At 47.2% G+C, this 24,324-nt stretch carries 12 protein-coding genes; 3 read left to right on the top strand and 9 right to left on the bottom strand.

All coding sequences use genetic code 11. The annotated features are described in order from the left end of the window. Positions 1-29: 29 nt before the first annotated feature. On the bottom strand, positions 30-2,429 hold the full coding sequence (locus tag MRY86_RS08865) for an Ig-like domain-containing protein (RefSeq protein WP_293571280.1): 2,400 nt from the start codon (positions 2,427-2,429) through the stop codon (positions 30-32). 24 nt (positions 2,430-2,453) lie between these two features. Beyond that, the gene (locus tag MRY86_RS08870; protein ID WP_363325385.1) at positions 2,454-5,564 is read right to left on the bottom strand and encodes a glycoside hydrolase family 2 TIM barrel-domain containing protein; all 3,111 of its coding nucleotides are present in this window, start codon (positions 5,562-5,564) and stop codon (positions 2,454-2,456) included. A gap of 253 nt (positions 5,565-5,817) precedes the next feature. Between MRY86_RS08870 and MRY86_RS08875 the strand changes: the two genes are divergently transcribed. Continuing rightward, positions 5,818-8,712 carry a triple tyrosine motif-containing protein gene (locus MRY86_RS08875; RefSeq protein WP_293564892.1) on the top strand — a complete coding sequence of 965 codons (2,895 nt, stop codon included), beginning with the start codon at positions 5,818-5,820 and terminating at the stop codon, positions 8,710-8,712. A 160-nt stretch (positions 8,713-8,872) separates the two neighbouring features. Here the strand turns inward: MRY86_RS08875 and MRY86_RS08880 are convergent, their stop codons facing one another. After that, on the bottom strand, positions 8,873-9,190 hold the full coding sequence (locus MRY86_RS08880) for a hypothetical protein (protein WP_293564894.1): 318 nt from the start codon (positions 9,188-9,190) through the stop codon (positions 8,873-8,875). A gap of 269 nt (positions 9,191-9,459) precedes the next feature. On the opposite strand from MRY86_RS08880, the gene MRY86_RS08885 reads away from it, so the two are divergent. Next, entirely contained in the window at positions 9,460-10,050 is a 591-nt protein-coding gene (locus MRY86_RS08885; RefSeq protein WP_293564896.1) for an HD domain-containing protein, read from the top strand. Positions 10,051-10,220: 170 nt separating this feature from the next. Here the strand turns inward: MRY86_RS08885 and MRY86_RS08890 are convergent, their stop codons facing one another. Both MRY86_RS08890 and MRY86_RS08895 read right to left on the bottom strand, forming a co-directional pair. Beyond that, positions 10,221-11,888, bottom strand: coding sequence for a PA14 domain-containing protein (locus MRY86_RS08890; protein WP_293564898.1), 1,668 nt, complete (start codon positions 11,886-11,888; stop codon positions 10,221-10,223). Between the two features lie 120 nt (positions 11,889-12,008). Then, positions 12,009-13,997, bottom strand: coding sequence for a PA14 domain-containing protein (locus MRY86_RS08895; RefSeq protein ID WP_293564900.1), 1,989 nt, complete (start codon positions 13,995-13,997; stop codon positions 12,009-12,011). A gap of 238 nt (positions 13,998-14,235) precedes the next feature. Between MRY86_RS08895 and MRY86_RS08900 the strand changes: the two genes are divergently transcribed. Beyond that, positions 14,236-17,523 (top strand): VCBS repeat-containing protein, encoded by a 3,288-nt coding sequence (locus tag MRY86_RS08900; RefSeq protein ID WP_293571282.1) that lies wholly within the window; start codon positions 14,236-14,238, stop codon positions 17,521-17,523. A 60-nt stretch (positions 17,524-17,583) separates the two neighbouring features. Here the strand turns inward: MRY86_RS08900 and MRY86_RS08905 are convergent, their stop codons facing one another. The 4 genes from MRY86_RS08905 to MRY86_RS08920 form a co-directional block, all read right to left on the bottom strand. Continuing rightward, complete coding sequence (locus tag MRY86_RS08905) at positions 17,584-18,717, bottom strand: hypothetical protein (protein ID WP_293563879.1); 1,134 nt, start codon at positions 18,715-18,717, stop codon at positions 17,584-17,586. Between the two features lie 11 nt (positions 18,718-18,728). Next, a complete protein-coding gene (locus MRY86_RS08910) occupies positions 18,729-19,169 on the bottom strand; it encodes a hypothetical protein (protein ID WP_293563878.1) in 441 nt (146 codons plus the stop codon). Between the two features lie 130 nt (positions 19,170-19,299). Continuing rightward, the gene (locus MRY86_RS08915) at positions 19,300-20,736 is read right to left on the bottom strand and encodes a RagB/SusD family nutrient uptake outer membrane protein (protein ID WP_293563876.1); all 1,437 of its coding nucleotides are present in this window, start codon (positions 20,734-20,736) and stop codon (positions 19,300-19,302) included. 30 nt (positions 20,737-20,766) lie between these two features. Continuing rightward, positions 20,767-23,862, bottom strand: coding sequence for a TonB-dependent receptor (locus MRY86_RS08920; protein WP_293563874.1), 3,096 nt, complete (start codon positions 23,860-23,862; stop codon positions 20,767-20,769). Positions 23,863-24,324: the final 462 nt, after the last annotated feature.

Raw genomic sequence — 24,324 nt, forward strand, 5'->3', positions numbered from 1 at the left:
TTCTTTTAATTGGTTAGCATTTGCAATGACTACTGCTGGTAGTAGTAGACATTGTCGACATAAAGGGTGCCACCGCCAGCGGGCAGTCCGGAGAAGATGAGCTGCGCCAGATTTGCTGTGCTGCTCAAACCTTCAAAATCTGAAAGCGGAATATCATAGGAGACCCATTGCCCCTGAGCGAGATTGTCGAAGATTAACTCAAACTCGCTGTCGTCTCCGCCCTCAAAGCCACCGTCGGCACCAAAGTCTACCAGTTTGATCCGTAAAGTGGTCATGTTCGGCGTCCAAATATCTACGTGGAAGTGGGTCATGGAAGAAGCATCAATCAGATTACCGCCGGTGGTTTCAATACCGACAAAGTCAAGAGCAGTGTACAACTTCACATCGTTGCCCGCCACCTGGACATCTTCCAGAGTTGCTGCCGACCAGTCTGTCCGCCAGGTATCCACTCCTACGTTGGTGTAGGCATTGCTAAACATGGAGATGACGTCCCCTGCGTTTTGCGAGGGAGTTGGCGCTGCAGCCGTAGGTTCATCTCCTCCTCCACCTGAAGATTTGTAGAAGTAGATATTATCCAGATAGATATCGCCATTGCCATCAAACTTCATTTGAATAATATCTGCCAGGTCCACAGGTGAAAAATCGCCCACAGGAATATCCACACTTGCCCAACCCGATGTCGGCACGGGCAGTGCACTCGCTGTTTCAGTAGGCCCGGTGCTGATCAGGAAAGCGTTCAGAGCGGAAGAATTTTCCGTCCAGTAATCAATGTGCAGGAATTCCATTTCGCTTACATCGGTGCTGCTCTCTAATTCCAGCCCCTGGAAATTCAGCCCGGTGTATAGCAGGGTGTTGTTTCCCTCAATGCTTACCTGGGAAACCTGAGTGCCCTGCCCCCAGTCCGGGTTCAGATTGGAATTGATATTCGTATAGGCGTCGCTAAAGATGGAAATCACATCCGCTGCACCCGCTGTTGGTGCCGGAGCAGCCATGGTTGGGCCGGTAGGGCCACCTGATCCTCCGTCATTATAAAAGTAGACATTATCCACGTAGATACTGGATATAGTGGCGTCAGAAACGAAAATGACCTGCGCTAAATTAGACCGGCCAGTCAGCCCTCCCAGGTCCGAAAACGGCACATCAAGGCTATACCACTCTCCCTCGGTCAGACTGGAACCAGGAATTGAAATTTCGCCGGAAGAATCATCACCGGTGCCAAATGCATTATCCGGGCCAACGTCAGCAACCTGTATATTCAGATAGTCACCAGGCTCCACCGGCTCTCTGGGCTGAATGTCGATGTGGAGATGGGTCATGGAGGAGGCGTTGATCGTTGGGGCATCGTCCAGAAACTGTATGCCTACGAAGTTCAGTTCTCTGTAGAAAATAATGTTATCACCGGCAATATTGATATCATCTTGCCCCTGAGTCGTCTGGAAGGGAGCCCAGTAACCGTTGTAATAGTCTACCGGTTCATTGGTATACGCATCCGAGAAAATAGATATTACATCTGCGGGATCTTGCGTAGGAGTCGGAGCGCCGTTAAACTCACCAGTGACCGTCACCCTGGCCGAACCAGCTGCCTCAACCCCACCTAAGGTAGCAGTGATCACAGCTTCTCCCGGGCTTACGCCCACAATATTGCCTGCCTCATCAACGATAGCGACGCCGGGGTCAGAAGAAGTGAATTCAAAGTAACTGGGCGCGACTGTAAGAGTTTGGTCTCTGCCGTTGCCCAGGTTAACGATTAATTTCAGGCCGGCTGGCTCTGCGGCCACCCCGACAAAAGTTTGAACCGAGGCATCTGTGCCATCAAAAATCAAAGGCCTTTGCTGGGCTACCTTACCGGTTTTTTCGAACTTCAGCTCATCAATCCAAAAAGAGTAACCTACGCCGTCTTCCGGGCCTTCAGAATACCAAAACAAGCCGTCGATCTCCGTCAGCTTGGAGGGATCAGGAATGGCGATGGTATACTGCCGCCAGTTGGTGGTCAGCTCCAGGTTAAAGAGGGTTACCTCATGCTTATTTTCTCCAAAGTCTTGTCCAAAACCAATTTCATTGATGGTAGCGGCCTGACTGGCTTTCGCCCAAAACGTAAGGGCGTCGAAACCGGAAAGGTCACGTCCGCCGTAGTCCGGGAATATGGCACCGGCATAAGCGCCGTCGGGGTCCCCGACATTAGGCACGTCAAACCGCATGGCGGATTCGCCTTCGTATACGGTCTGCTCGTCTACAGAAAACGCTTCAAAGTAAGAGTCACCGAAGGGCAGGTATTCCAGGCCCGGGCTAAACCCGTCAATGTAGACATCCCCGTTGGCTGGGAAAGTAGCCGGTTTTGCCTCTTCGGAAAGGTCTCTTGTGCAATTGCTAAGGACCAGCACCAGCCCAAATAAAAGTAGGATATTAAGTTTCATGACTATATTCTTCATGGCTTTATTTTTTCAAAATGGCAGTTATTTGCCAATGTTGACGTGGAGGTAAGTTCTGAATTCCCATTCGGTCCCGTTCTCAAAACCTACCGGGCTGATGGTCGGCTCTTCCGCAAACTCGGAGGCCGTCAGGTTGGGCAGGTAACGAGGTGAGAACTCGTTTAAGCTACGCCAGGTCCAGCGTACGCCCAGCTGAGTGCCCGGCAGTATGTACCAGTCCGGCTTTCCCAGCGTAGTGGACACGTCCACCATCAATTGCAATGGATAAGTGAGGTTGAAGTCCCGGTGGTAATCGAAGGGGCCCCAGTCATTGATTTTAACCTGAGAAATGAACTTATACTTCTTGTAGATGGCGCGCAGGTCCATAGCATAGCGCTCGAGCAGGCGGTCACTGTCGCCATTGGCCTGAGCGGTTCCGAACAGGATATTGGCAATCAGCCCCAGGTCCGGATTGACTTTGGAGACCATCCGGATATTGGATTCCCAAAGGTCCTGCGCCGGTGCAGCTCCCGGGAAGGCAAAAGAAGTACGGTTACCCAGGAAGCCGATGGCCGCATCCATAGAGGTCGGCAGGTGGCGGTAAACGAAGCCAGCGCTCATTGCGAATTTGGCATCTTCCGAACGGTCACTGTCCCAATCGTACATCCAGGTGCCCGGCGTAGGGTCGAAAGTGATCAGCAGCTCTCCGGCAATGGTTTCCCGGTTGCCGTCCCTAACTGCAAATGGGTCATCCAGGATATTCCTAAGCCTCCCGGGCCCGCTAACATCGCCTGGGATAGGATCAACCAATGGCTTCTGCCACAAAAAATTAGGTGCAATCTGGAAATTGCCGATCAGGTAGGTAAAACCGGTCAGGAAGTTGTTCATATTGCCACTTCCGCTGTCCTTGAGTCTCCAGCCTGTGAAAGTGCGGGTTGCATCAAATCCACCGTTGGCGACAAGCCCCATCACAGAGCCCTGCGCATACCAGTTGAATGCACCTTTTGAAAACTTAACCTTGGCTTTGCCGCCCCAGTTGTCTGAGGGGTTGATCTGATCCTCAAATACCTCATATCGTCCCGGTTCGCCCTGAACGATCTGGAAGCTTCGCCCATTAAGTGGCGAACCACCCCAGATGCCGCCTACTTCTATATCCAGAGGTCCAAGTTCCCGCTCTACATGGATGGTAGCTCTCCGGGTCTTAGGCAGCGGCACGGCGATAGAGGTTACGAATTCAGGGGCATCGTCAATATCTTCGTGAAAGACGCCTGTCACTTTAAAACGCTTGATTTCACGGCCGTATTTCACCAGGACTGCCGGGTTAGCACCCCACCACAACTGAGGGCCAAATGCCACATTCAGTCCACTGAATTCATTTTTGCCGTCAATTTCCATACCCAGAATTTCACCATTGTAAATATCCAGGTTGGGACCGTAGTTTGCTTCGGGATACAGGCCAAAGAAGTCCCCTTCATATTGCCAGTGGTAATGGCCGGTCCGGTAAAAGGCTCTGGCATCAAAGTCCTTTCCGGTCCAGTCTACTTCAGCATTGTACAATCTTAAATTGCCGTCACTTCTGTTTCCGGTACGGTCGCGTACGATATTTTCATAGAAGATTTCATCAATTGGGTTATCCGCGACATTGCCAACCAGGTTAAAATTGGCAGTAGCCCTCAGGTTTGAAGTGGGATTAGCCTCCACACCAAAGAAGAAGGACTGCATATGGTCGAAGCCCAATTCATCCGGATAAGTCGTGAGGTTAGGGTCATTTTGGACCGCAGCGTCGGGCGCATCAGGCGTTGTGAGCAACGTACCACCGGTATTGAAGGTCTCAAATTCAGCTCTGAAACCGCTCAAACTGAGTTTCTGATTATTGCCTAAGGCAGCCTTGTCACCCCGCGCTCTAAGCACAGCGTCCATAAGCTGGATGTTGTCAAAATAAGCATAGACCGAAGCGACTGTGGTACCTTCCGTGTAAGGATTTAGCTGATGCGCTTCCTTCAGGGCATAGTAAGCAGCTCTTGGGTAAAGCGTGTACAAGCCGCGCTCGTTGGTAGGCCCTTTGGCGCAAATACCAAACCACTCTTCGTTCATGTTGTTTTGGCCTTCCCGGTAGTCGATGTAATATCCGCCGTTTGACCAGGAAGCGTTGTTGTCGTGCAGGTCTGCATTTTCCCGGTCATCAAATCCAAATTTCCACCATCCATCGCTAAACTGGAAGGTAAAACCACCAATAGAGTTGCCTACGCCTCCAACACCGGCAGCATTTGCATAAATCTCTTTCCAGTTTTCGACCATAAAATGGGCCTGCATCTTTTGGTCTTCGGCCATTTCTATCGCATTGAAAGCATCTGCTCCAAATTCGGTAAACAATATAGGCTTATTCAGCTTGTCCTGCACCACCTGGAACATATCACCGAAGGACTCGCCCCGGTAGGTGTTCGTTCCGTAGATGTCCACATCTTTGCACTCCTCGGCAATGATGTCGATAAAGAGCACATCACCATTACAAATGGCTACTGGGTGGGAGGCGTCGATGGCTTTCATGGCTTTGGCCGCTTCGTTCATCAACTTGTACATGGGCCGACCGCGGGACTCCCCTATAAAGTCGATTCTGGCCTGATCATCGGGAAAGTCTTCCGTTTCGGCTCCCTGCCAGAAGAGGCCGTAGTTGTTTTCATTACCCAGCAGGTACAGCAGAAGCCCCGGCGTATTTTTATATTCTTCCACCAGTTGGGTGACTTCATTCATCAGGAACTCCTGCGTTCTCGGGCTATCATAGAGCGTAACCGGCGTCCAGACACCATCCAACGTAAGCCCGTACCGGCCAAAGGAATGATTGAGCATGGTGTAAATGCCGTAATTCTCATAAATATACTGAATCCACCGGGCCGGCACGCCGGTGTACTGCCGGATCACATTGACGTTCATATTTTTCAGGAGCGACATCTCCGCGTCCAGCCCGGCCTTGATAATATCATCTGGTTTTTCCCAGAAACCAGCATTCACGGTATTGGTCCCGATAGGGATGTAGTCCCAGTTCATACCATTCACCATGAAGTCGGAACCATTGACGACCAGTTTCATGCCCTGATCGCTTTGCACGACTCTAACGTCGTCTGCCTGCCCGAGCAATGGGAGCGCCAGGAGCGGCATTAATAATAAGGTCAAGCATCTTTTTAACATAAACAAGGATTTAATTAGTTAGGGCAAATGGAGCTTTGGGCAGCATGCACAATTTAAAAACAACCTAAGCTCCACACTAAAAACCAGTGCTATGTTAACCCAAAAAAATAGTATTTTAACCTCCAGCTTAAAAAACTTAACTCATCATTTCTTTCACTTTTTATAATTTTATCGCAAAAAACTTACACAATATCCAAATTAAATTCCTGAATAACAATTCTTTATGCCTAAACAAAAACTGCACATCCTCTTCCTCATTACTCACCGGACATTCATCTGTTGCTTTTTCCTGTGTTCAGTCGTTGTTTTGGTCGCTCAACCGCTTCAAGGCATCTATCCTATTCAGAATTTCTACCCTGCGGACTACAAAGCCGGGATTCAGAATATTGACTTTGCGCAAAACCGGGATATGCGGCTCTTTGTAGCCAACAACCTTTGTGTCCTGTCTTTTAATGGCAAGGAATGGGGGCGCTATAACTTCAAAAACGGAAAAAAAAACCGTTCGCTGGCATTTGACGAAACCAGCGACAGACTTTATGTAGGGGCACAGGGCGACTTTGGGTATTTCGAAGGCAACTGGCAGTACCAATCCCTTTCGGCAGTTGTTCCGGAGCCCTACGCTGAGTTTGATGAGGTTTGGGATGTTTTTCTGATCAGCGGCAAAACGTACTTCTGCACCTTTCAGGGCATTTACGTTTACGATGGCACGGAGATTCAGGTTTTGGGCCACGAGGACGGACTGGAGCGTTGCTTTGAGGTCAACAATAAGCTTTTCGCCCAAACCCAAAAAGGCGTGCTGTTTGAAGTGGGCAACAACGGGCTGAGCCCGGTCTACGGGTTTGAGGCGCTCAATGGAGTGCTCACGGGCATGATCGCTCAGGACCAGGGCTATCTGCTATTTTACAATTCCGGGCAGATGGAATATCGGACCCCAATGAAAATGGAGCAGCCCTACCCTATCCTGGAGGAAGCCCTGGAAGGCACCTATGTGAATCATGTGCTGCAGCTTTCCGACCGCCGGCTGGCCATTGCCACCCAAACGGCGGGTTTGTTTTTATTCAATCCACAGACTCAGATACTGGAGCTCATCACGGTCGATGCCGGCCTGGCGACCAACGCCTGCCTGCGCAGTTATCAGGATTACGAAGGGAATTTATGGGTGGGGCTACAAAACGGCATTGCCCTGATCCATATCAATTCGCCTATGCGGCTGATCGGCAAAAATATCGGCTTGCAAGGTAGCGGGTATGAAGGCTATGAGACCAATGAAGGCACTTATTTCACCACTTCCAGTGGAATTTACTTTCTTCCCAGAGGAGCAGAAAAGAGCCGGTTCCTGAGCGGCACTGAAGGGCCGTCCTATGGCATTTCCGAAGTTGGGGGACGGCTATACGCAGGCCACCACCGGGGGCTGTTCCTGCTGGAAAACGGTCAGGCCCGGCAGGTTGCCGCCACAGACGGCATATGGGGCGTAAAACCACTGCGTTCACAACCGGGCTATGCCATAGGTGGTGGCTACTTTGGGCTTTATCTTTTTACAATCAACCCTCAGCAAGTGTTATCGCTGGTGCATCCGCTGGAAGGATTCAATTTATCGAGCCGCTTTTTTGAGGAAGACCGCGAGGGGCGCGTTTGGGTTAGCCAATACTATAAAGGGCTCTACCGCTTGTCCTTATCGCCGGACTTGAGATCGGTGGCAGCTACGCCTATTTCCGCAGACTCGCTGGAGCTGGGCGGGGAGCAAATTGCCCTTTCGCAGGTGGAAGACGAGCTTTACCTGGCCACTTCTATAGGGCTTTACCACCTTGACCCGGAAAACGCCCGTATTTCGGCAACCGAGCTTTTTTCAGAAGGGCCAGAGCAACAGCCCGTTTATTTGGTCGCCCAGGACCAAAAAAACAATATCCATCTGCTCTGCGATAACAGTGTGGGTTTTTATGAGAAAGTCAGTCAGGACAATTACCAGTACCAGCCTTCTTCGCTTTACCAGTTGCGCTACCACCTGAACAATGACCTGCTGCATGCTTCCGTGCATATCCGGCAGGGCATCCTGTTCTCTGCCAATGAAGGCTTTGTGCACTACATGCCCGCAGCCGAAGACCAGCCTACCGTACAGCAGCCGATAGTCGCCCGGCAGGTGTACAGCACTTCCAAAGAGCAGGAATTGTATGCGCTGAACCCTTTTGCGCCGGCACCCGAAGCCCCCGCTGACATTGAAGTAGGCCCCGGTACTAAAGTTATCAAATTCAGCATTGAAGCTTTTCAGTTTTCCAATCTGAACGACACCAAATACCGGTACATCCTGGAGGGATTCGATGAGCGCTTCAGCCCCTGGACGGGCACCACAAGCAAAGAGTACACCAACCTGAAGCCCGGCACTTACACTTTCCGGGCCCAGGCCCGCAGCTATCTGGGAGCCACCATCACGAGCCAGCCCGTTCGGGTCACGGTTACGCCCCCGTTTTATCTGAGCAAAGTAGCTCAGCTCTTGTATTTGCTGTTGGGCATCGCCGCCCTGATCACCACTTTCAACCTGCAGCGCAAACGTTATCAGCGCAAAGCCTACCGGCTGGAACAACAGCAACAGCTGGAATTGCGGAAAGAGCAGCAAAAACTCTCTCAGATTGAGGCAGAAAAGCAGCACGCCGTAGACCAGCTGCAACGGGAAAAGGTGCGGACAGAGCTGCAACATGTCAGCAACCTGCTCGCCGCCTCCACCATGAACCTGGTCGTCAAAAACGAGTTTATTGACTCCATCAAGCAGGAACTGCAGTCGCTAAAGGAAAATGGCCGCTGGGCCGAAGCTAAACAAGCCCTGGAGCGCATCGTCAAAGAAATTGACACGAACCTCAAGCTACAGGAAGACTGGGAGCAGTTCGAGTATCACTTTGATAAGGTGCACGGTGATTTCCTCTCCCGCCTGCAACAGGCCTACCCCGACCTCTCGCCCAACGAGCAAAAGCTTTGCACCCTGCTGCGGCTCAACCTCAACACCAAGGAGATTGCCAACCTGCTGAGCATTTCACAGCGGGGCGTGGAGGTCGCCCGCTATCGCCTGCGCAAGAAACTGGACCTGGAGAAGGGGCAGAATTTGTCGAAGTTTATTTTGGAGTATTAGAGAATATGAACACAAATTTTGTATGCCCCTGAATAATCTTTTCCGCTGGAATCCTTTGGCTCTACCAAATAAAACAGCGCCTGCCTTTTTGCAAAGCAGGCGCTGAAGTTTCCATCAAGGCCTCGAAGGGGCTTCGCTTTTCCGTTAGCTATAGAAATGGCTATTGCTGGATCACAACAGGCTTCGTAAACTGCGCCTTACCTTCCAGTCCATCAAGGCCACTAATAACGATTTTAGGGCTTGGGTTCTCTTCTGTCAAATCAAACTTACGAATAACACTGCCGAGGAACCAGGAAAAGAACATTTCATAATCTTTGACTACCCTACCTGCGACCGAAAAGCCACTCAAAATTTGCTCTGCCATTTGTGGAATAGAAGCCGTTAAATCCACTTTGTAAATTCCATTATCTAGGTCGGATATGTATAGATCATCTCCATCCTGATAAAGTGCATAAGGAGCAGGGATATTGGTAGCCACGTCGATCAAAGTAGGATCAGGCTATTGAAGTAAGGTAAGTGTGAAGCAATTGGATTAGCGCTGTTACTTTTGCAAAAGAGGTTTACTTCTCTTTCCAGGCACAACCTAATACCCGATCTGATGTAGGCCCTAATTTTCATCTAATTAAATTTTTGAGTTTTATTTCGTTGAACTACTGTATTTGTAGCAACTCTTGTTTTTCATCAAAAGAAAAATTAGTACTTTTACACTATAAAATAGCATTAACAAGACGATATAATTTCACTATTATGCATGAACAAAACCTCAAGAACCGGCTTTCCGCTTCCTCGAATAAAATCAGTAAGGCACATATACTATTTGATTACATGAAAGCTCATGGCGATGAGCACTACGAAGAGGAAGTTACCCAAATGGAGCACGCCTTGCAGGCTGCCTACCTCGCCAAGAAGGCAGGCAAAAGCGCCGAACTAATCACCGCTGCTTTATTTCACGATATTGGACACATTCTTGCGGACGATCCAGAAGAAGCCAATAACCCAACGTTGAAAAACGACTTGCACGAAGAGATTGCTGCGGATTACTTCCGAGGTCTATTTCCAGCCGCTGTACTCGACCCTATCCAGCTGCACGTAGAAGCAAAACGGTATCTCTGCACAGTGAAGGAAGGCTATTATGAAAATTTATCTGTGGCTTCACAAAAGAGCTACCATCTTCAAGGCGGCAAAATGAATGACGAAGAAATCGCCATATTCGAAGGGCACGAGTATTATAAAGACGCGGTACTGCTTCGAGCTTGGGACGACATGGCAAAAGACCTAACCGTTGAAGTTCCTGCAATTGACACCTATGAAGAAGTAGTAGTAGCGGCTTTAATTTAATGCTTAACTATTGTATTAAGCTAGCTGATTTAACTGATCGTATTTGACGCAGCCCCAGTTTAGTGCACACTCACTACCCTGGAATAACCCAAAATCTCCTACCTGCGCTATGCTTGCCAATCAAACCACTAGAAGAAGGACTGGTGAATGTTTTACACTTCAAAGGGAGCTTACTCGTGATAAAAATCTCCTTGCCCGAGCACCTTCACCATCCCTCCCTGCTCCTTCCATTTAACTACCAGTTGTTCTCCGCTGTAGTCTTCAAAGTACTCGATTTTTATAGGGTGATAGCCTTTTTCTAATACGGCTAACCCAGAACGCTGCCTCGTATTATGGGAGCCGTCATTGTCTACTACCAGTTGGTCACCAATGTATAGTCGGGATCCATCATCAGAAATGGTATAGAAAGTATAAACTCCGGATGAAGGTACTTTAATCAAACCTTCGAAAACCAGACCAAAATGGTCTTCCTGTTTTGCGAGCTTCTCAAGATCGAGGCTGACTGCCACCCCGCTCTCTACTACCTCGGTTTTCATCAAGTCATCCAGGCGGTCAAATTTACCTTCGTAATATTTATAGCGAAGCCCCTCATTTACCCGGTCTAAACTTAAAGCCGCTTTTGGGCTCAGGCGTTCATATTTTTGCTCAAATACCTTGCTTCGGGGCTGACCTTCGGAAGTAAAAAACTGAGCCTTAACCGTAGTGGTCCTATCCATTACAATTGGCTGTTGATATATCGGGGCACTTGCACTTGGCTCTTCACCATTGGTGGTGTAGCGTAAACTGAGATTTGGGTAAGGGTTTCCTAATTTAGCTTCCCCCTGACCTACAAAGGCAAACGCCCCGTCAAAATCGGGCGTTAGCTGTAATTCTCGCAGGTTGACCCGGTAGGAGATCTCCCTGTCGTCTGTCATCGCGTTAAAAACCTGAAAGTGTATATGAGGCACCTCACTTTTGCTTTCCGAAAAATAGAGGTCAAGCAAAGCGTAACTGTGCTTAGATGTAATTGCATTTGCAACTCGTAAAGGGTTCCATTCGGGGTCTTCTATCTGATTGATCCCTGCAAATTGCAGCTCTATTGCATCAAAATCCAAGGCGCCAGACAAACGGTTAACTTCGCCATAGTGTTGATCACCAGTGTAGAAAATGACATTTTCAGCCTTGGAGGTTCTAATAAGATTGAACAAACGCTCCCGGGCGGAAGGGAATTTAGCCCAAGTTTCAGAACCTGCCCGCTCGTCGAGCAGAATCTGAAAACCCGAAGAGATCAGTCGCAAGTCCGCGGGATGCTTCAATTCATTTTCCAACCATGCCCACTGAGGCTCGCCCAAGACATCACCATCAGTCTGCGGTTCATCCCGGTTATAGCGTACATCCAGCATGATAAGCTGCAATAGCTTTTCTCCTACAGGAATATACTCTGCATAATATATGCCGTCTCTTTCAGCCGGGATTTTCTCCTCCAACCCCCAGAACTCGCGAAAAAGGGCTTTGGTTTGTTCTTTTAAAGCATACTCTTTGCCTGCGTCATTTAATCCGAAGTCATGGTCATCCCATGTGGCAGCTAATGGATATCTTTCGTACAGCTGCTGAAATGCTGGCTTAGCAGCTAAAGCAGCATAGCATCTTTCAACAAAAGTTATATCGGTCTCTGTATCTGCATAAATATTGTCTCCTATCCACAGGCATATATCTGGTTCTGCTTCCAGATACTTTGACAAAGCTGGAGCAGGTTCAAACTGTTTATGGCAACCAAGAAGGGCAATTCGGTAGTCAGGTTGGGCATAAATACCAGATACTGTAACCCACATCATGACAAAGCAAAAGAAGAGTCTCATGAATTAATGTTTAGTTTTTTGCAGAAAAAATATTCCGCTTCCGGGAAAAGGATTTTGCCATAACGCTTTCGTTCCGAAGCCCAGAAAAACACTTACGAATAAGTGGCGCATAGGGTAAGGTTACTTTTTATGGAACAATTCACTGAATGGCACTTTACGACGATCTATACCATCCCCTTCGTAGCCAATTTCCAGGGTTTCGCCCAAGAAGTCCTCAAAATAGGTCACCCGGATTGGGTGAAGCCCTTTCCGTAAAGCTATATTTCCAAATCGCACCTGTGCACTATGCGAGCCGTTATTATCCACTACCAGCTTGTCTTGAATAAACAACTGGCTTCCATCGTCAGATCTTGTATAAAAGGTATAGATACCATCTGTTGGCACCTCGATATAACCGTCAAAAGAGAACGCAAAATGATCCATCCTGTGCTCAAGTGAATCAGGGTGACTATGAAGTGCAATTCCAGAACGTGTAGGCTTTAGTTGGTCGAAATCCGGTAGCTTTTCTGTGAAATCTCCCTCATAGTATGCATAACGCAAGCCGGCAGCTAAATTACTCCGTTTGATTTTCACTGAAGGCTCGGGAACTACTTTGCGATATTCACGCTCAGTCACTCTACTCCTTGATTCACCTTTCGAATCGAAGTAGCAAGCTTTAATCGTTGTTGTAGATTGGATTTCAATAGGGGTGGTATACAGTGGTGAGTCTGCGGCAGGCTCACTTCCGTCTACTGTATATCGGATTTCCAGGTTTTCAAACGGGGAAGTAATTTTCACTTCGTGACGCTCCAGAAAGACATCCATAGGTGTAAAGCTCAGTAATGTTGGTACATTTTCTGGTCGAATGTCCAAAATCCCTGATAGCTCAAAAGCAGGGGTAAAAGGTTGATCGCTTTCGAAGCCCAGAGTCCAGTCCAGTTCCAAGGGATCTATATCGTTCAGCGATGCTGCTGCTCCAATTCTTACAGGAATAGCAATTTGCACTATAGAATCCGGCGGTATCAATAAACTAAGGCCATCTTGTTCGGGAGTAATGTGGTGGTTATGATAAAAACGCCCTTCAAAACGCAGTGTTTGGTTCTGAACCGCTCCAGAACCACTGTCTTCTCCCCGGTAAAACAAGCCACTTGATTCTTCGGTAGCCCCCCCATCCAATGTATTAGCGATACGGAGGTAAACAACTCCTTCGGAAGCAGATTTTTGCAACATCATTTGTTCAATCTGAGTCGCATTGTGAAGCGCTAAGGCAATTGGCGCAGTCTGCTCGTTCAGCACATCCTCATCAATTATCCCGCTCAATTGTAGATGTACTATCTCTGGACCCTCTGGAGTCATTGTCACCCAAGTTATATGATCAAACTCTCCTACCCTTGGGCTACGCAATTTACTGCCGCCTCCTGTAGTTGAGAGTACGTAGTAATTCCGTCCATTTCGCTGACTTTTAAAATAGCGGTGAGTGTGCCCTGCAAAAACAGTGTATGGCCGGTCTTTGAGCGCTGCTTCTATTTCGTCAAAACCATTAAACGCCCTGTAATTCCAAATGGGATGGTGCATAAAGATCAAAGTCCAACGTACATCTTCTTCTTCGGCAATGACCTGCTTGAAGTAGTCGAGTTGGTCCCGGCTGAACATTACCCCATCTCCATCATTAGAGTCAAAAGCAAGAAACAATACGTCCTTATATCGGAAATGATAATAGGAAGCGCCATAACGGCTCAGCCAGCGATCCCGCATGACATCATTTGAAATATCGTGATTACCAGGCAGCGCAAAGAACCGCATATTTAAGCTTGACAGAATACTGTCGAATTCCGACCACTGACTATTCAGGATGGCTGTATCTTTGGTATAGCCCTCTATAAGATCGCCTACACTCATTACAAACTCAGGGTGCAATAAATTCAGCTTTTGCATCGCATCACCAAAAACACCTGCCCGGTGGCCTCCGGTTCGATCACTCACCACTGCAAACTGAAATTGCTCTTTGGCATTATCAAATGCTCTATCTGTCCAAGGTAAAGAATCGGTAGATAGTTTATAGTGAAAATCCTCTTGGGCTGCCATGAAGTTGCAGCAAAACAAGAATAACGGGATGAAAAAGGGTTTCATGATTATTTTTTCATAAAAGTAAAATTTTTGTTTTTTACTTCCCAAGGCTAATAATAAAGAGCGAAAAACCTTAAACTTGATTTTACAAGCCTATTTATCAGACCAAATAAAAACGGACCTAACACTCTGTTACACATATTTTTATGTAAAAAAATACAACACAAGCAATTTCTCTCTCCAGTTAATGCCCAATTAACACTCCAGATTTAACTTTACTGAAAATTCAGGATATTAAGACATGGTAAAATCAATACTTTTCATTTCTGTCTTTGGGTTATGTCTTTTTTTATCCGGTTGCTCATCAGATGCCCCTTCCAGTTTATTTCGTGCGCACTCTCCTGAACAGACTGGGATAAAATTTGAAAACAATCTTGTTGAATCGGAAGACCTCAACATCATCACCTTTGAGTATTTCTACAACGGGGCAGGCGTAGGGGCTGGCGACATCAACAATGATGGCTTACCTGATCTTTTCTTTACCGCTAATATGAGCCAGGCGAAGCTTTACCTCAACCTTGGCAATTTACAATTCGAGGACATTACCGAAGACGCAGGAATAAAAACCCAGGGCCGTTGGACAACGGGTATCGCTATGGCAGACATTAACTCGGATGGCTGGATAGACCTTTATATCAGCTGTGCCGGGCCATACGAGCCAGAACGCAGGGCTAACCTTTGTTACCTTAATAATAGAGACGGTACCTTCACAGAAAGCGCTGCGAAACTTGGTATAGCTGATACAGGCCATACTACGCAAGCTGCCTTCTTCGATTACGACAGAGATGGTGATTTGGACCTCTACCTGCTCACCAACATAACAGAAGAAGTGGGCCCTAATGTCATTCGTAAAAAGAAAACCAATGGAGAATCCCCAAATACAGATCGGCTATACCGCAACGATGGTGGAATATTTACAAATATCTCGACTGAAGCCGGTATTCTCAAAGAGGGCTATGGTCTGGGAATCAGTGTCACCGACATCAATCAAGATGGATGGCTAGATGTTTATGTATCTAATGATTACCTTTCTAATGACCTACTCTACATCAATCAGCAAGACGGCACCTTCAAAGACCAGGCCGCCGATTACTTTCGTCATACGAGTTATTCTGCTATGGGCAATGATGTAGCCGATTACAATAATGACGCCCGTCCTGATATCATCGCACTTGATATGCTCCCCCCGGATAATTTGCGGCGGAAGCTCATGATTGGCTCCATAAATTACGACCGTTTTCGCTCAGAACTCATCACCGGCTACACGCCACAGTATATGCGAAATACACTACAGTTGAATCAAGGGATGACCAGTAGTGGCGATTTGGCATTTAGTGAAATTGGTCAGCTGGCAGGTATCCATAGTACGGATTGGAGCTGGAGCCCCCTGCTAGCCGACATCGATAATGATGGCTGGAAGGACTTACTAATCACCAACGGCTACCCGCGGGACATTACCAACATGGATTTCTCAGCCTACAAAATGGACCAACTCACCAAAGGGCAGTACGGCTCAGATATGCGAGCAACCTTCCTTAAGGCGCTACAGTCACTAGATGGTGCCCACTTGCCAAATTTCGCATTCAGAAACCGGGGCGATCTAACCTTCGAGGAAGTATCAACAGCCTGGGGCTTTACAGAAGCCAGTTTTTCCCACGGTGCAGCCTTAGCTGATCTTGATGCCGATGGGGACCTGGACTACATCGTTAACAACACCCAGGCTCCGGCGATGGTGTACGAAAACACCACTACCCATCAAAACTATTTGCAACTTACGCTGCAGCCAATGTCACTCTCCATTGGTTCGAAAGTTTGGATATACATCAATGGGCAGCAACAGTTTCAGGAACTTGTTCCTTATCGGGGTTATCAGTCTTCTATTGAGCCCCTATTACACTTCGGACTTGGCAACAACAAAGAGGCAGATTCTATTCGTATCGTCTGGCCAGATGGCCGTGTACAACAAATTGGAAAAACAGCTGCAAATCAGCGGTTAAAAATCACCCAGTCAGAGGCTGCTCAGCCACGCTTAACGAAAAAAGGGACCAAATTAACAAAGCCTCTATTGGAGAAAGTAACAGCACCTATTGGTCTGGACTACCAACATATGGAGGCGCATTATGCAGACTTCAAAGTGCAGCCATTACTACCCCATAAGCATTCTCAACAAGGGCCCAAAATGAGTATGGGCGATCTGAACGGGGACGGTCTGGAAGATTTTTTCGTGGGCGGTGCATTCAAACAAGCCGGGCAGGTTTTTTTCCAACAGGCAGACGGGCGTTTTCATCACCAACCCCTCAGCACTCAGGGGCCTCACTATGAAGAAGACATTGGCAGTGTTTTTTTTGATGCTGACCAGGATGGAGACCTTGACATTTACGTTTGCAGCGGAGGGAGTGAATTTAACGTTGGTTCACCTTACTATCAAGACCGTTTGTACTTCAATGATGGCAAGGGCCAATTCACACATGCAGGATCAGCCCTGCCAGACCTGCGCACCAGTACCAGTGCGGTAGCGGCCGCTGATTATGACGGAGATGGAGACCTCGATCTTTTTGTAGGCGGACGGATTGACCCGGGCAATTACGCAAACACTCCAATCAGCTACCTTTTAGAAAACCAAAATGGGTACTTCAAGGATGTCACAGCGGTTAATGCAGCTATTCTTCAAAACATAGGACGTGTGACCGATGTACACTGGGCAGATTTCAATCAGGACAATCGACCTGACTTGCTCTTAGCCGGAGAATGGATGCCACTAACCATAGCATGGAATAAAGCGAGTGGCTTTGAACTGCAAGCCCTTCCTCATTCAATTGGCTGGTGGAACGCGCTCTGCGTTGCCGACCTGGATGCAGATGGAGATTTGGATTTTGTAGGTGGAAATCTGGGCTTGAACAATCCATACCATTCCACTCCTGAGAAACCGCTCAGTTTGCAAATTGCTGATTTTGATGGTAATAACCGAGCCGATGCCATAATGACTTTTTTCTTGAAGGAACGTGAAGTACCTGTGCATTTCCGGGATGATTTGAGGGCCTGGCTACTTCCCCTTCGCAAGCAATACCCCGATTACAAAAGCTACGCAGAGGCAGATTGGGAAGACGTATTTCCTAACCACAAGGCAAAAACTACTTCCATTGAGACTTTCGCCAGCGCGTGGGTGGAAAATACGGAATCCGGATTTTTACTGCACGAACTGCCAATACAAGCGCAATTTGCACCTATTCACGCTATTGCCACCAGTGATGCAAATCAAGATGGCAACTTGGACTTAATACTTGCAGGGAACGATTTTGCTACAGAAACCAATACAGGCCGATACGATTCCCTAAACGGCCTTTTGCTGGTAAAAACAGAAGCAGGTTACCAAGCATGTGAAATTGCGGAAAGCGGGCTCTATCTGCCCGGTGACCAAAAGTCATTGATTATTCTAAACTATGCTAAGGGAGGATTACTGATGGTCAGTGGTGAGAATGATGGAAAAATTAGCGCATATCAATTTAGTCGTTCTCCCTCTGAAGAGTAAAAACTTCATTTTCATACATTACTTTTCGAGCCGCCTATTTGATTGAATAAGCGGCTCTTTTTATTTTACCAGGATTACTTTTCCGACTCGATGACGAGCCTCCCCCCCACAATCAAGGCGGGCTTTCCAAAAATAAATACCTGAAGTATACCAATCCCTCAATTGTACCCAACTCGACTCATCGTATCGACCAACAAGCCGACCAGCTGCATCATACAAATAAAGCTCAAGGCTCAGCAATTGTAGTGGCAAGTTCAATTGCCCATCAGGCCCAAAAGGATTAGACCAACTTAAGTCACAACTGCAATCATTAGCCTGTACATTAAACCGGGTAGTCGTTTGATAACACCCCCAATCCGTAATCAGGCTATATTCCCCAGGCTGCTCTACCCAACGTTCGCGAACTGTTCTGCTATCTGACCACAGGTAGGATAGTGCACCATGTTGCCCGGCAAGCAAGATTGCTTCGTCTTGGCAGACAAAGGTATCAACGTATGACTCAAATCTTTCCGGCAATCGACAAGGGGTGATGCTGACATCATCGATGTAATAGTAAACGGTTGGCGATTGCTCGTTATCTTTGAGCAATAAGAGTTCAGTATCTATTTGGAAGTTACCAATCGTTAAATATTGTTCCCCGCCCTTCGATTTGTAAACAGCGGAAAAAGATACCCAATCTTGCTGTTCTTCCAGTGGTACGCCAGGTATAAATCGCAATTGTGGCTCCTGAGTATAAATCGCCTGATTTTGCAATGGGCCTTCAGTGAGCAGAAAACCAACACCATCAGAAAAGTGGCTAGAAGCCTCAGCTACGCTGACCCAACAGCGGAATAGATAATCCCGGCCTGCCTGCAGGGGGCGGACCAGGGCAACAGAAAGGTACTCCCGGTAAGGTGGGTTACCGTCAATTACGGGGACCCAGGTACGCAAGCCCGCATATCCATCTCCGCTATGAGGCACTTGTTCTCCCACCAGGTTAGCAGGTACGCCAGCACCAGTTGAAAAAGGCGCGCACCCATGGAAAAAATCGGTGGTTTGGTGGTTGGGAGCGTCCCATGCTTCTGCCAAATGGATCTGCCCGGGATAAGGCGGGCACTGGAGGTAAGCCTCAAAGCCTGGATTGGGCACTAAGTTTTGGGCGACAATGGCTAAATGCCCAAAAAGAAGTAGAATTATATTCCAAACTACCTTCATAGTTAGTTATTTTAATCCTTTGAGAGCGTATTTACTTTCCCTTCGGCATCTATTCGCGAAAAAAAACGAATTTCATACCGCTCCTGCGATTTCCCTGAAAACAATGGTGCTTTATCTCTTTTCAACACCAGGTAATCCGGGCGTAAGTCTATGATTTCAAACCAACCTTCCTTAGACTCGCTTTCAGATATCCAAAACAAACTATCCCCTGACAAACGATAGCGATAAGGCCGAAAGGTTCCAAATTTAATTTCTTTCATTTTGCCATCTGGCGTATATTCATAATCCGCCCAATCCATCCCCTTCTCGTACGCCCAAATGTCAAATCCATTGTAATAAGAATAAACAGAGTCTACTTGCCAGGTACCCAATATTAATTCTTCCGGATCAGAGGCGCAGCTACAACAAATCAAGACCATAGCAAATACTACAAAAAACCTTGCACAACTCATCTTGCATTCAATTGAATAAAATCAAAAAGTAAATATAAAAAAGTCAGGACCCAGACGGAAAGCCTGAGCCCTGAGTAATAGACGTAAACTTTATAAGCGCCCAGCACCTAGTAAAAAGCGCCGGAAAATTCTAATAATTCGGGTTCTGCTCCAGTACGCCGTTGCTAAGATCAATCTCCCGTTGTGGAATGGCAAAGTAGTAGTGCTTTGGCCGCTGGAAATCACGGGATGGCTTAAATGCGCCACGGTCCTCTCTGTAATGCTCTACGATGTCGATAAAGCCTGCCTTATCCCAACGCATCAAATCCTGGTGGCGCTGGTTTTCACCGGACAGCTCTACCCGACGTTCATGAATCAGTTCGTTCATACCAGCGCCACTTACAGGCTCCAAGCCTGCACGCTCCCGGACGGCATTAATTTCTGCATCTCCTGCACCGTTGCCATCGCGACGGATTTTTGCTTCTGCAACCATTAAGTAAACATCAGCAGATCGAAGAACAGGTACGTTTTGGCTGCCATCCAGTCCACCAGATTCACGCCAGCTGGCAAACTTCAGAAAATGATAACCCGTGCTGGAAAGGTCAGCGGTATACTCTGTTGGTCCACGATCGCCACCTAAATCGATGATATCGCCGGGTTTCATGATAGAATAATCGAGGCGGGGATCGCCTTCCTCAAACTCATCTACCAAGTCTTGAATTGGCTCGTGGAAGTCCCACCCTCCCCAAGGGCGTGGGGTTGAGTAAATTCGGTAGGCACAAGTAGTCCAACCATCCTGTGCCTGCACAGAGAAAAGCATTTCTGGGTTGTTCTCGGTTTCTATTTGGAAGTTATCGCCGAAGTCAGCAGCTAATGGATAAGGGCCGTTGATAACGCGCTCACCATGCTCAATCACTTTATCCATATTGTCCATGTACAAATATAGCTTTGCCAGGAAACCATTAGCGGTACCGCTGGTTGGCCGCCCAATATCTGCACCTGAATAGCTGGCAGGAAGCAAAGCAGCCGCTTCCAGCCAATCTGACTCAATGGCTGCCCGCATCTCGTCGGCAGTTGCTTTTGGCTTGTTGAAGTTGCCGTCAATAACATCTTGCTCAAAAATGAGTGGAAGCTCCCCGTAAATCACATGCAAACGCCAGTTGGCGAAACCACGCATGAAATAAGCTTCTCCCAGAACACGATCCTTCAATGCAGGATCCATATCGATATCAGGCACGTTGATCAGGATGGCATTCGCGCGGTTCACAATTTCATATTTCCGGCTATATCCATGGCGTAGCTGTGCGTTATCCGGATCGAAAACGAACTCCTCAATGGCTTGGTCTTCACCGTGGTCACCTGCACGCCAGAAATCATCACTACAGATTTCAAAAGTCTGTTCGCCGTGTCCATATAACTGCTCATCGTTAAGCGGATCGTACAGGGCATTTGCAGCAGCTACTGCATCATCAGCATTACGCCAAAAAGTTGCAGAAGTAGATTGGGCATAAGGAGTAGAGTCCAAAAACTCTTCACTACAGCCAAAAAGCAATGTAATAAGGGGTAAAAGGAGGATGATATTTTTCATGATCCTATTTAGTTGTTGTAAGATTAGTAATTAAAATCCAGCGGTCAGGCCAAAAACCCATGTACGGGCCTGAGGGTACTGCGCATAATCAACATTGCTCTGAAGGTTTCCATCTATCAAACCGAGTTCAGGGTCCAGACCAGAGTAATCGGTGATGGTGAATACGTTTTGACCCGTAACATAAAACCTCAGATTTGTCATGCCAATGTTGCTCGTGATACTTTTGGGCAAAGTGTAGCCAAGGGATAGGTTCTTCAACCGAAGGAAGCTTCCATCCTCGATGAATAGATCAGAAGTCCGGAAGTTAAGGTTGTCTCTATTTACGGATGCGCGAGGAATGGAATTGCTGCTACCCTCACCTGTCCAACGGTTTTCAGCTTCTGCATAAAGGTTAAACGGATAGGAGGCATCCAGCCCCTGCATACGGTCGGCATTATAAATGTCTACCCCTGCTACTCCAAGGAAGAAAATATTCAAGTCAAAACCTTTATAACCAAATCCAGCATTAAAGCCATACGTTACATCTGGCGTAGGGTCGCCAATTATTGTGCGGTCTTCATCATCAATTAAGCCGTCACCATTCAGATCAACAAACCTGACATCTCCTGGCTGAATCAGGCCTGCTTCCCGACGAGGATCATTGGCGATATTCGCATCATTCGAGATTTCACCAGCGTTTTGATATAGCCCGTCTGTTGTCCATCCAAAGAAGGTTCCGATAGGCTCACCCTCAAAAGTCCTGGCAATCTCCTGGTTAGGCCGGCCGTAAAATTGAGACGCTAAGAAGTTCCCATCAAAAAGAGTGGTAACTTCATTCCGGATGAATGCCGCATTACCACTGATATTGTAGGTAAAATCACCTTTACCGCCACGGTAGCTTAGTTCCATCTCCAAGCCTTGGTTGCGCAATTCACCAACATTCTGGTCAGGCACATCTGTCCGGCCAATCGTTCCTACAGTAGGTGGTGCCAGCAACATATCCTTTGTATCCTTGATGAAGTAATTGAAAGTACCAAAGAGTCGGTTTTCAAGCAGTCCAATTTCAAGACCAAAGTTTAACATTTCTGCAGTTTCCCAGGAAATGCTTTCATTGGGGATGCGGCTTAGGCTTGCTCCCACTACCTGAGTGCTGCCATCCGGGCCGAAAGCATATCGGCGCCCGGATGCCACCAATGCAAGGTATTGCAAGTTAGCGACTTCCTGATTGCCTAATTGTCCCCATCCACCGGTAAGTTTCAGGAAGCTAATTCCCTCGACATTCTCAAAGAATTTCTCACGTGAGATTCGCCATCCCGCAGAAAAGGCTGGAAAAGTACCCCAGCGGTTATCAGGTGCGAAACGAGAGGAACCATCACGACGAACCGTAGCGGTAAGCAGGTAGCGTCCATCATAAGAATAGTTCAGACGCCCAAATCCGGAAAGGAGAGAAAAGTCTTGCCGAGTCCCGCTTGCGCCGGAAATCGTGTTACCTGCATTCAGAAATCGCTGATCAAATTCCTCATTTGGAAAATCTAAGCGTTGTGCAAAGAAGTTTTCTGAAACAAACTGCTGAGCCGTATAACCGCCGACCAGGTTTACCTGATGAACACCCGCGAAGACTTTATCATAAGTTAGAAAATACTCTCCTAACAGGGAGTATGACTCGCCGTAGGAACGATCAAGCGCATTCCGGTCCCGGGCACGTATCTGCTGATCAATGATCGGAAAGAACTCTGTTCTGTCAAACAGTGAGGCGTCTGCAGCAAAATTACCGCGCAGTTTCAATCCATCAAGAATTTGAATTTCTGCGAAGAGGTTTCCAAGAAAACGGTTATTCGTTGCGATATCATCTTCGATATCCTGAGTAAAAATAGGGTTGTTGATGTCTCCGAATTGACCACTGACCTGGGAAGAACCATACTGTCCAATCTCGTGGCCTGGAAGGGCTTCGTTTACAATAACGGGCAAGCCTGGGTGAAACCTGATAGCGCTCCAAACCAAGCCTGTTTGAGCAGAATTGGTATTCAGAAAATTACCCTCCTGACGAGTAAGCTGCATGTTTTCACCAATTGTCAGCCAATCCGTTACCTTAAATGTAGAATTAATACGTGCATAGTAACGGTCGAAGAAAGAGTTGTCTATTGTTCCTTCTTCGCTAAAATATCCACCTGTAAATGCAAAGCTGGTCCGTTCACTACCACCACTAATAGTGAAATCGTAATTCTGAGTGTAGCCGGTTTGGAAAAGTTCATCCTGCCAGTTAGTACGTTGGCGCTGAAATGCTGGTTCGTTCCAAATATCAGGAACATCCAAACCGTCATTTTGATAAGCCTCTCTTTTAATATTCGTCAGCGATGGAGCGTCCAGTACATCAATACGGTTGGAAACATTGGAAATACCGGCGTATGCATTGAACGTAACGGTTGTTCTTTCATTAAATCCGCCCTTCTTGGTAGTGATGAGCACTACACCATTAGCAGCCCGTGTACCATAGATTGCAGAAGAAGAAGCATCCTTTAATATCTCCATGGATTCGATATCATTCGGGTTAATATCGTTAATACTGCCATAAGCCAATGGGACGCCATCTACAACGATAAGAGGATTTGCATTGTTAACGGTACCGGTTCCACGAATCCGGATGGAACCACCATCTCCGGGCGCTCCACCATTACGAACGACCTGTACTCCAGCTGCTCTTCCTTGTAAAGCCTGAGATGCACCAATAACGGGCAGGTTTTGAAGGTCTTCTCCCTTCACAGAAGATATGGAGCCTGTTACATCCTCCTTTTCTTGAGTACCATACCCAACCACAACCACTTCGTCAAGTAACCTAGAAGAGGTATTCAGGGTAATATCAATCTGAGATTGCCCATTAATAGAAACTTCACTGGGCTGATAACCTACGTAGGATACCAGGAGTATACCATTTTTGTCATTAACAAGCAGCTCGTAGTTACCTTCCACATCGGTTACAGTTCCCGCACTCGTTCCTTTAAGCTGAACTGATGCGCCGATAAGGGGCTCGCCTGCTGTATCAGCAACTTTGCCAGCAACTTTAAATTCCTGTGCCAGGCCATTGAACGTAGTTCCCAAAAAAAGCAGCATAATTGGGAATATACGCCAGAGTGTATAGCTTTTTTTCATAATGAATGGATTGAAGTGAAAAAATTAGTTTTTCGTTTACAATTATGTTCAGGCGATAAAGGAACACCTGTTCATTTAACTGTAAAGAAAACATCCATATATGAACTGAATTAAAAACAAAAGTTAATTCAATGCTAATACACTGGAAATAGTTATAATTTATTTGCTATCAACATTTTAATAGGACTATTCATCATTCAATACACCTAAATTTCACGCTGTGAAAATCCTTGCTTTCTTGAGAAATATTGGCTCAGCTCTTTTGACACTCTGTACCGTATGCCAAAAGTAAAATACTCCCGAGCCATAAACACAATACCCTGTAGCGTTCAAATATATTTCATAGAATGAAACTACAGAACAGTTATACGCAATACGAAGTGGTCACCTACTGGCGCTGACGGCCAGCACGGGGAACGATAAATGTCGGGCTTACAGTCCAGACATTCATCGTCTGGAATC

Source organism: Phaeodactylibacter sp. (assembly GCF_022763345.1).
GTDB lineage: Bacteria > Bacteroidota > Bacteroidia > Chitinophagales > Saprospiraceae > Phaeodactylibacter.

What these genes read in the sequence shown, in the direction of transcription:
- MRY86_RS08865 (WP_293571280.1), bottom strand. Translation starts at nt 2,429, where the DNA reads ATGAAGAATATAGTCATGAAACTTAATATCCTACTTTTATTTGGGCTG.
- MRY86_RS08870 (WP_363325385.1), bottom strand. Translation starts at nt 5,564, where the DNA reads ATGCCGCTCCTGGCGCTCCCATTGCTCGGGCAGGCAGACGACGTTAGA.
- MRY86_RS08875 (WP_293564892.1), top strand. Translation starts at nt 5,818, where the DNA reads ATGCCTAAACAAAAACTGCACATCCTCTTCCTCATTACTCACCGGACA.
- MRY86_RS08885 (WP_293564896.1), top strand. Translation starts at nt 9,460, where the DNA reads ATGCATGAACAAAACCTCAAGAACCGGCTTTCCGCTTCCTCGAATAAA.
- MRY86_RS08890 (WP_293564898.1), bottom strand. Translation starts at nt 11,888, where the DNA reads ATGAGACTCTTCTTTTGCTTTGTCATGATGTGGGTTACAGTATCTGGT.
- MRY86_RS08895 (WP_293564900.1), bottom strand. Translation starts at nt 13,997, where the DNA reads ATGAAACCCTTTTTCATCCCGTTATTCTTGTTTTGCTGCAACTTCATG.
- MRY86_RS08900 (WP_293571282.1), top strand. Translation starts at nt 14,236, where the DNA reads ATGGTAAAATCAATACTTTTCATTTCTGTCTTTGGGTTATGTCTTTTT.
- MRY86_RS08905 (WP_293563879.1), bottom strand. Translation starts at nt 18,717, where the DNA reads ATGAAGGTAGTTTGGAATATAATTCTACTTCTTTTTGGGCATTTAGCC.
- MRY86_RS08910 (WP_293563878.1), bottom strand. Translation starts at nt 19,169, where the DNA reads ATGAGTTGTGCAAGGTTTTTTGTAGTATTTGCTATGGTCTTGATTTGT.
- MRY86_RS08915 (WP_293563876.1), bottom strand. Translation starts at nt 20,736, where the DNA reads ATGAAAAATATCATCCTCCTTTTACCCCTTATTACATTGCTTTTTGGC.
- MRY86_RS08920 (WP_293563874.1), bottom strand. Translation starts at nt 23,862, where the DNA reads ATGAAAAAAAGCTATACACTCTGGCGTATATTCCCAATTATGCTGCTT.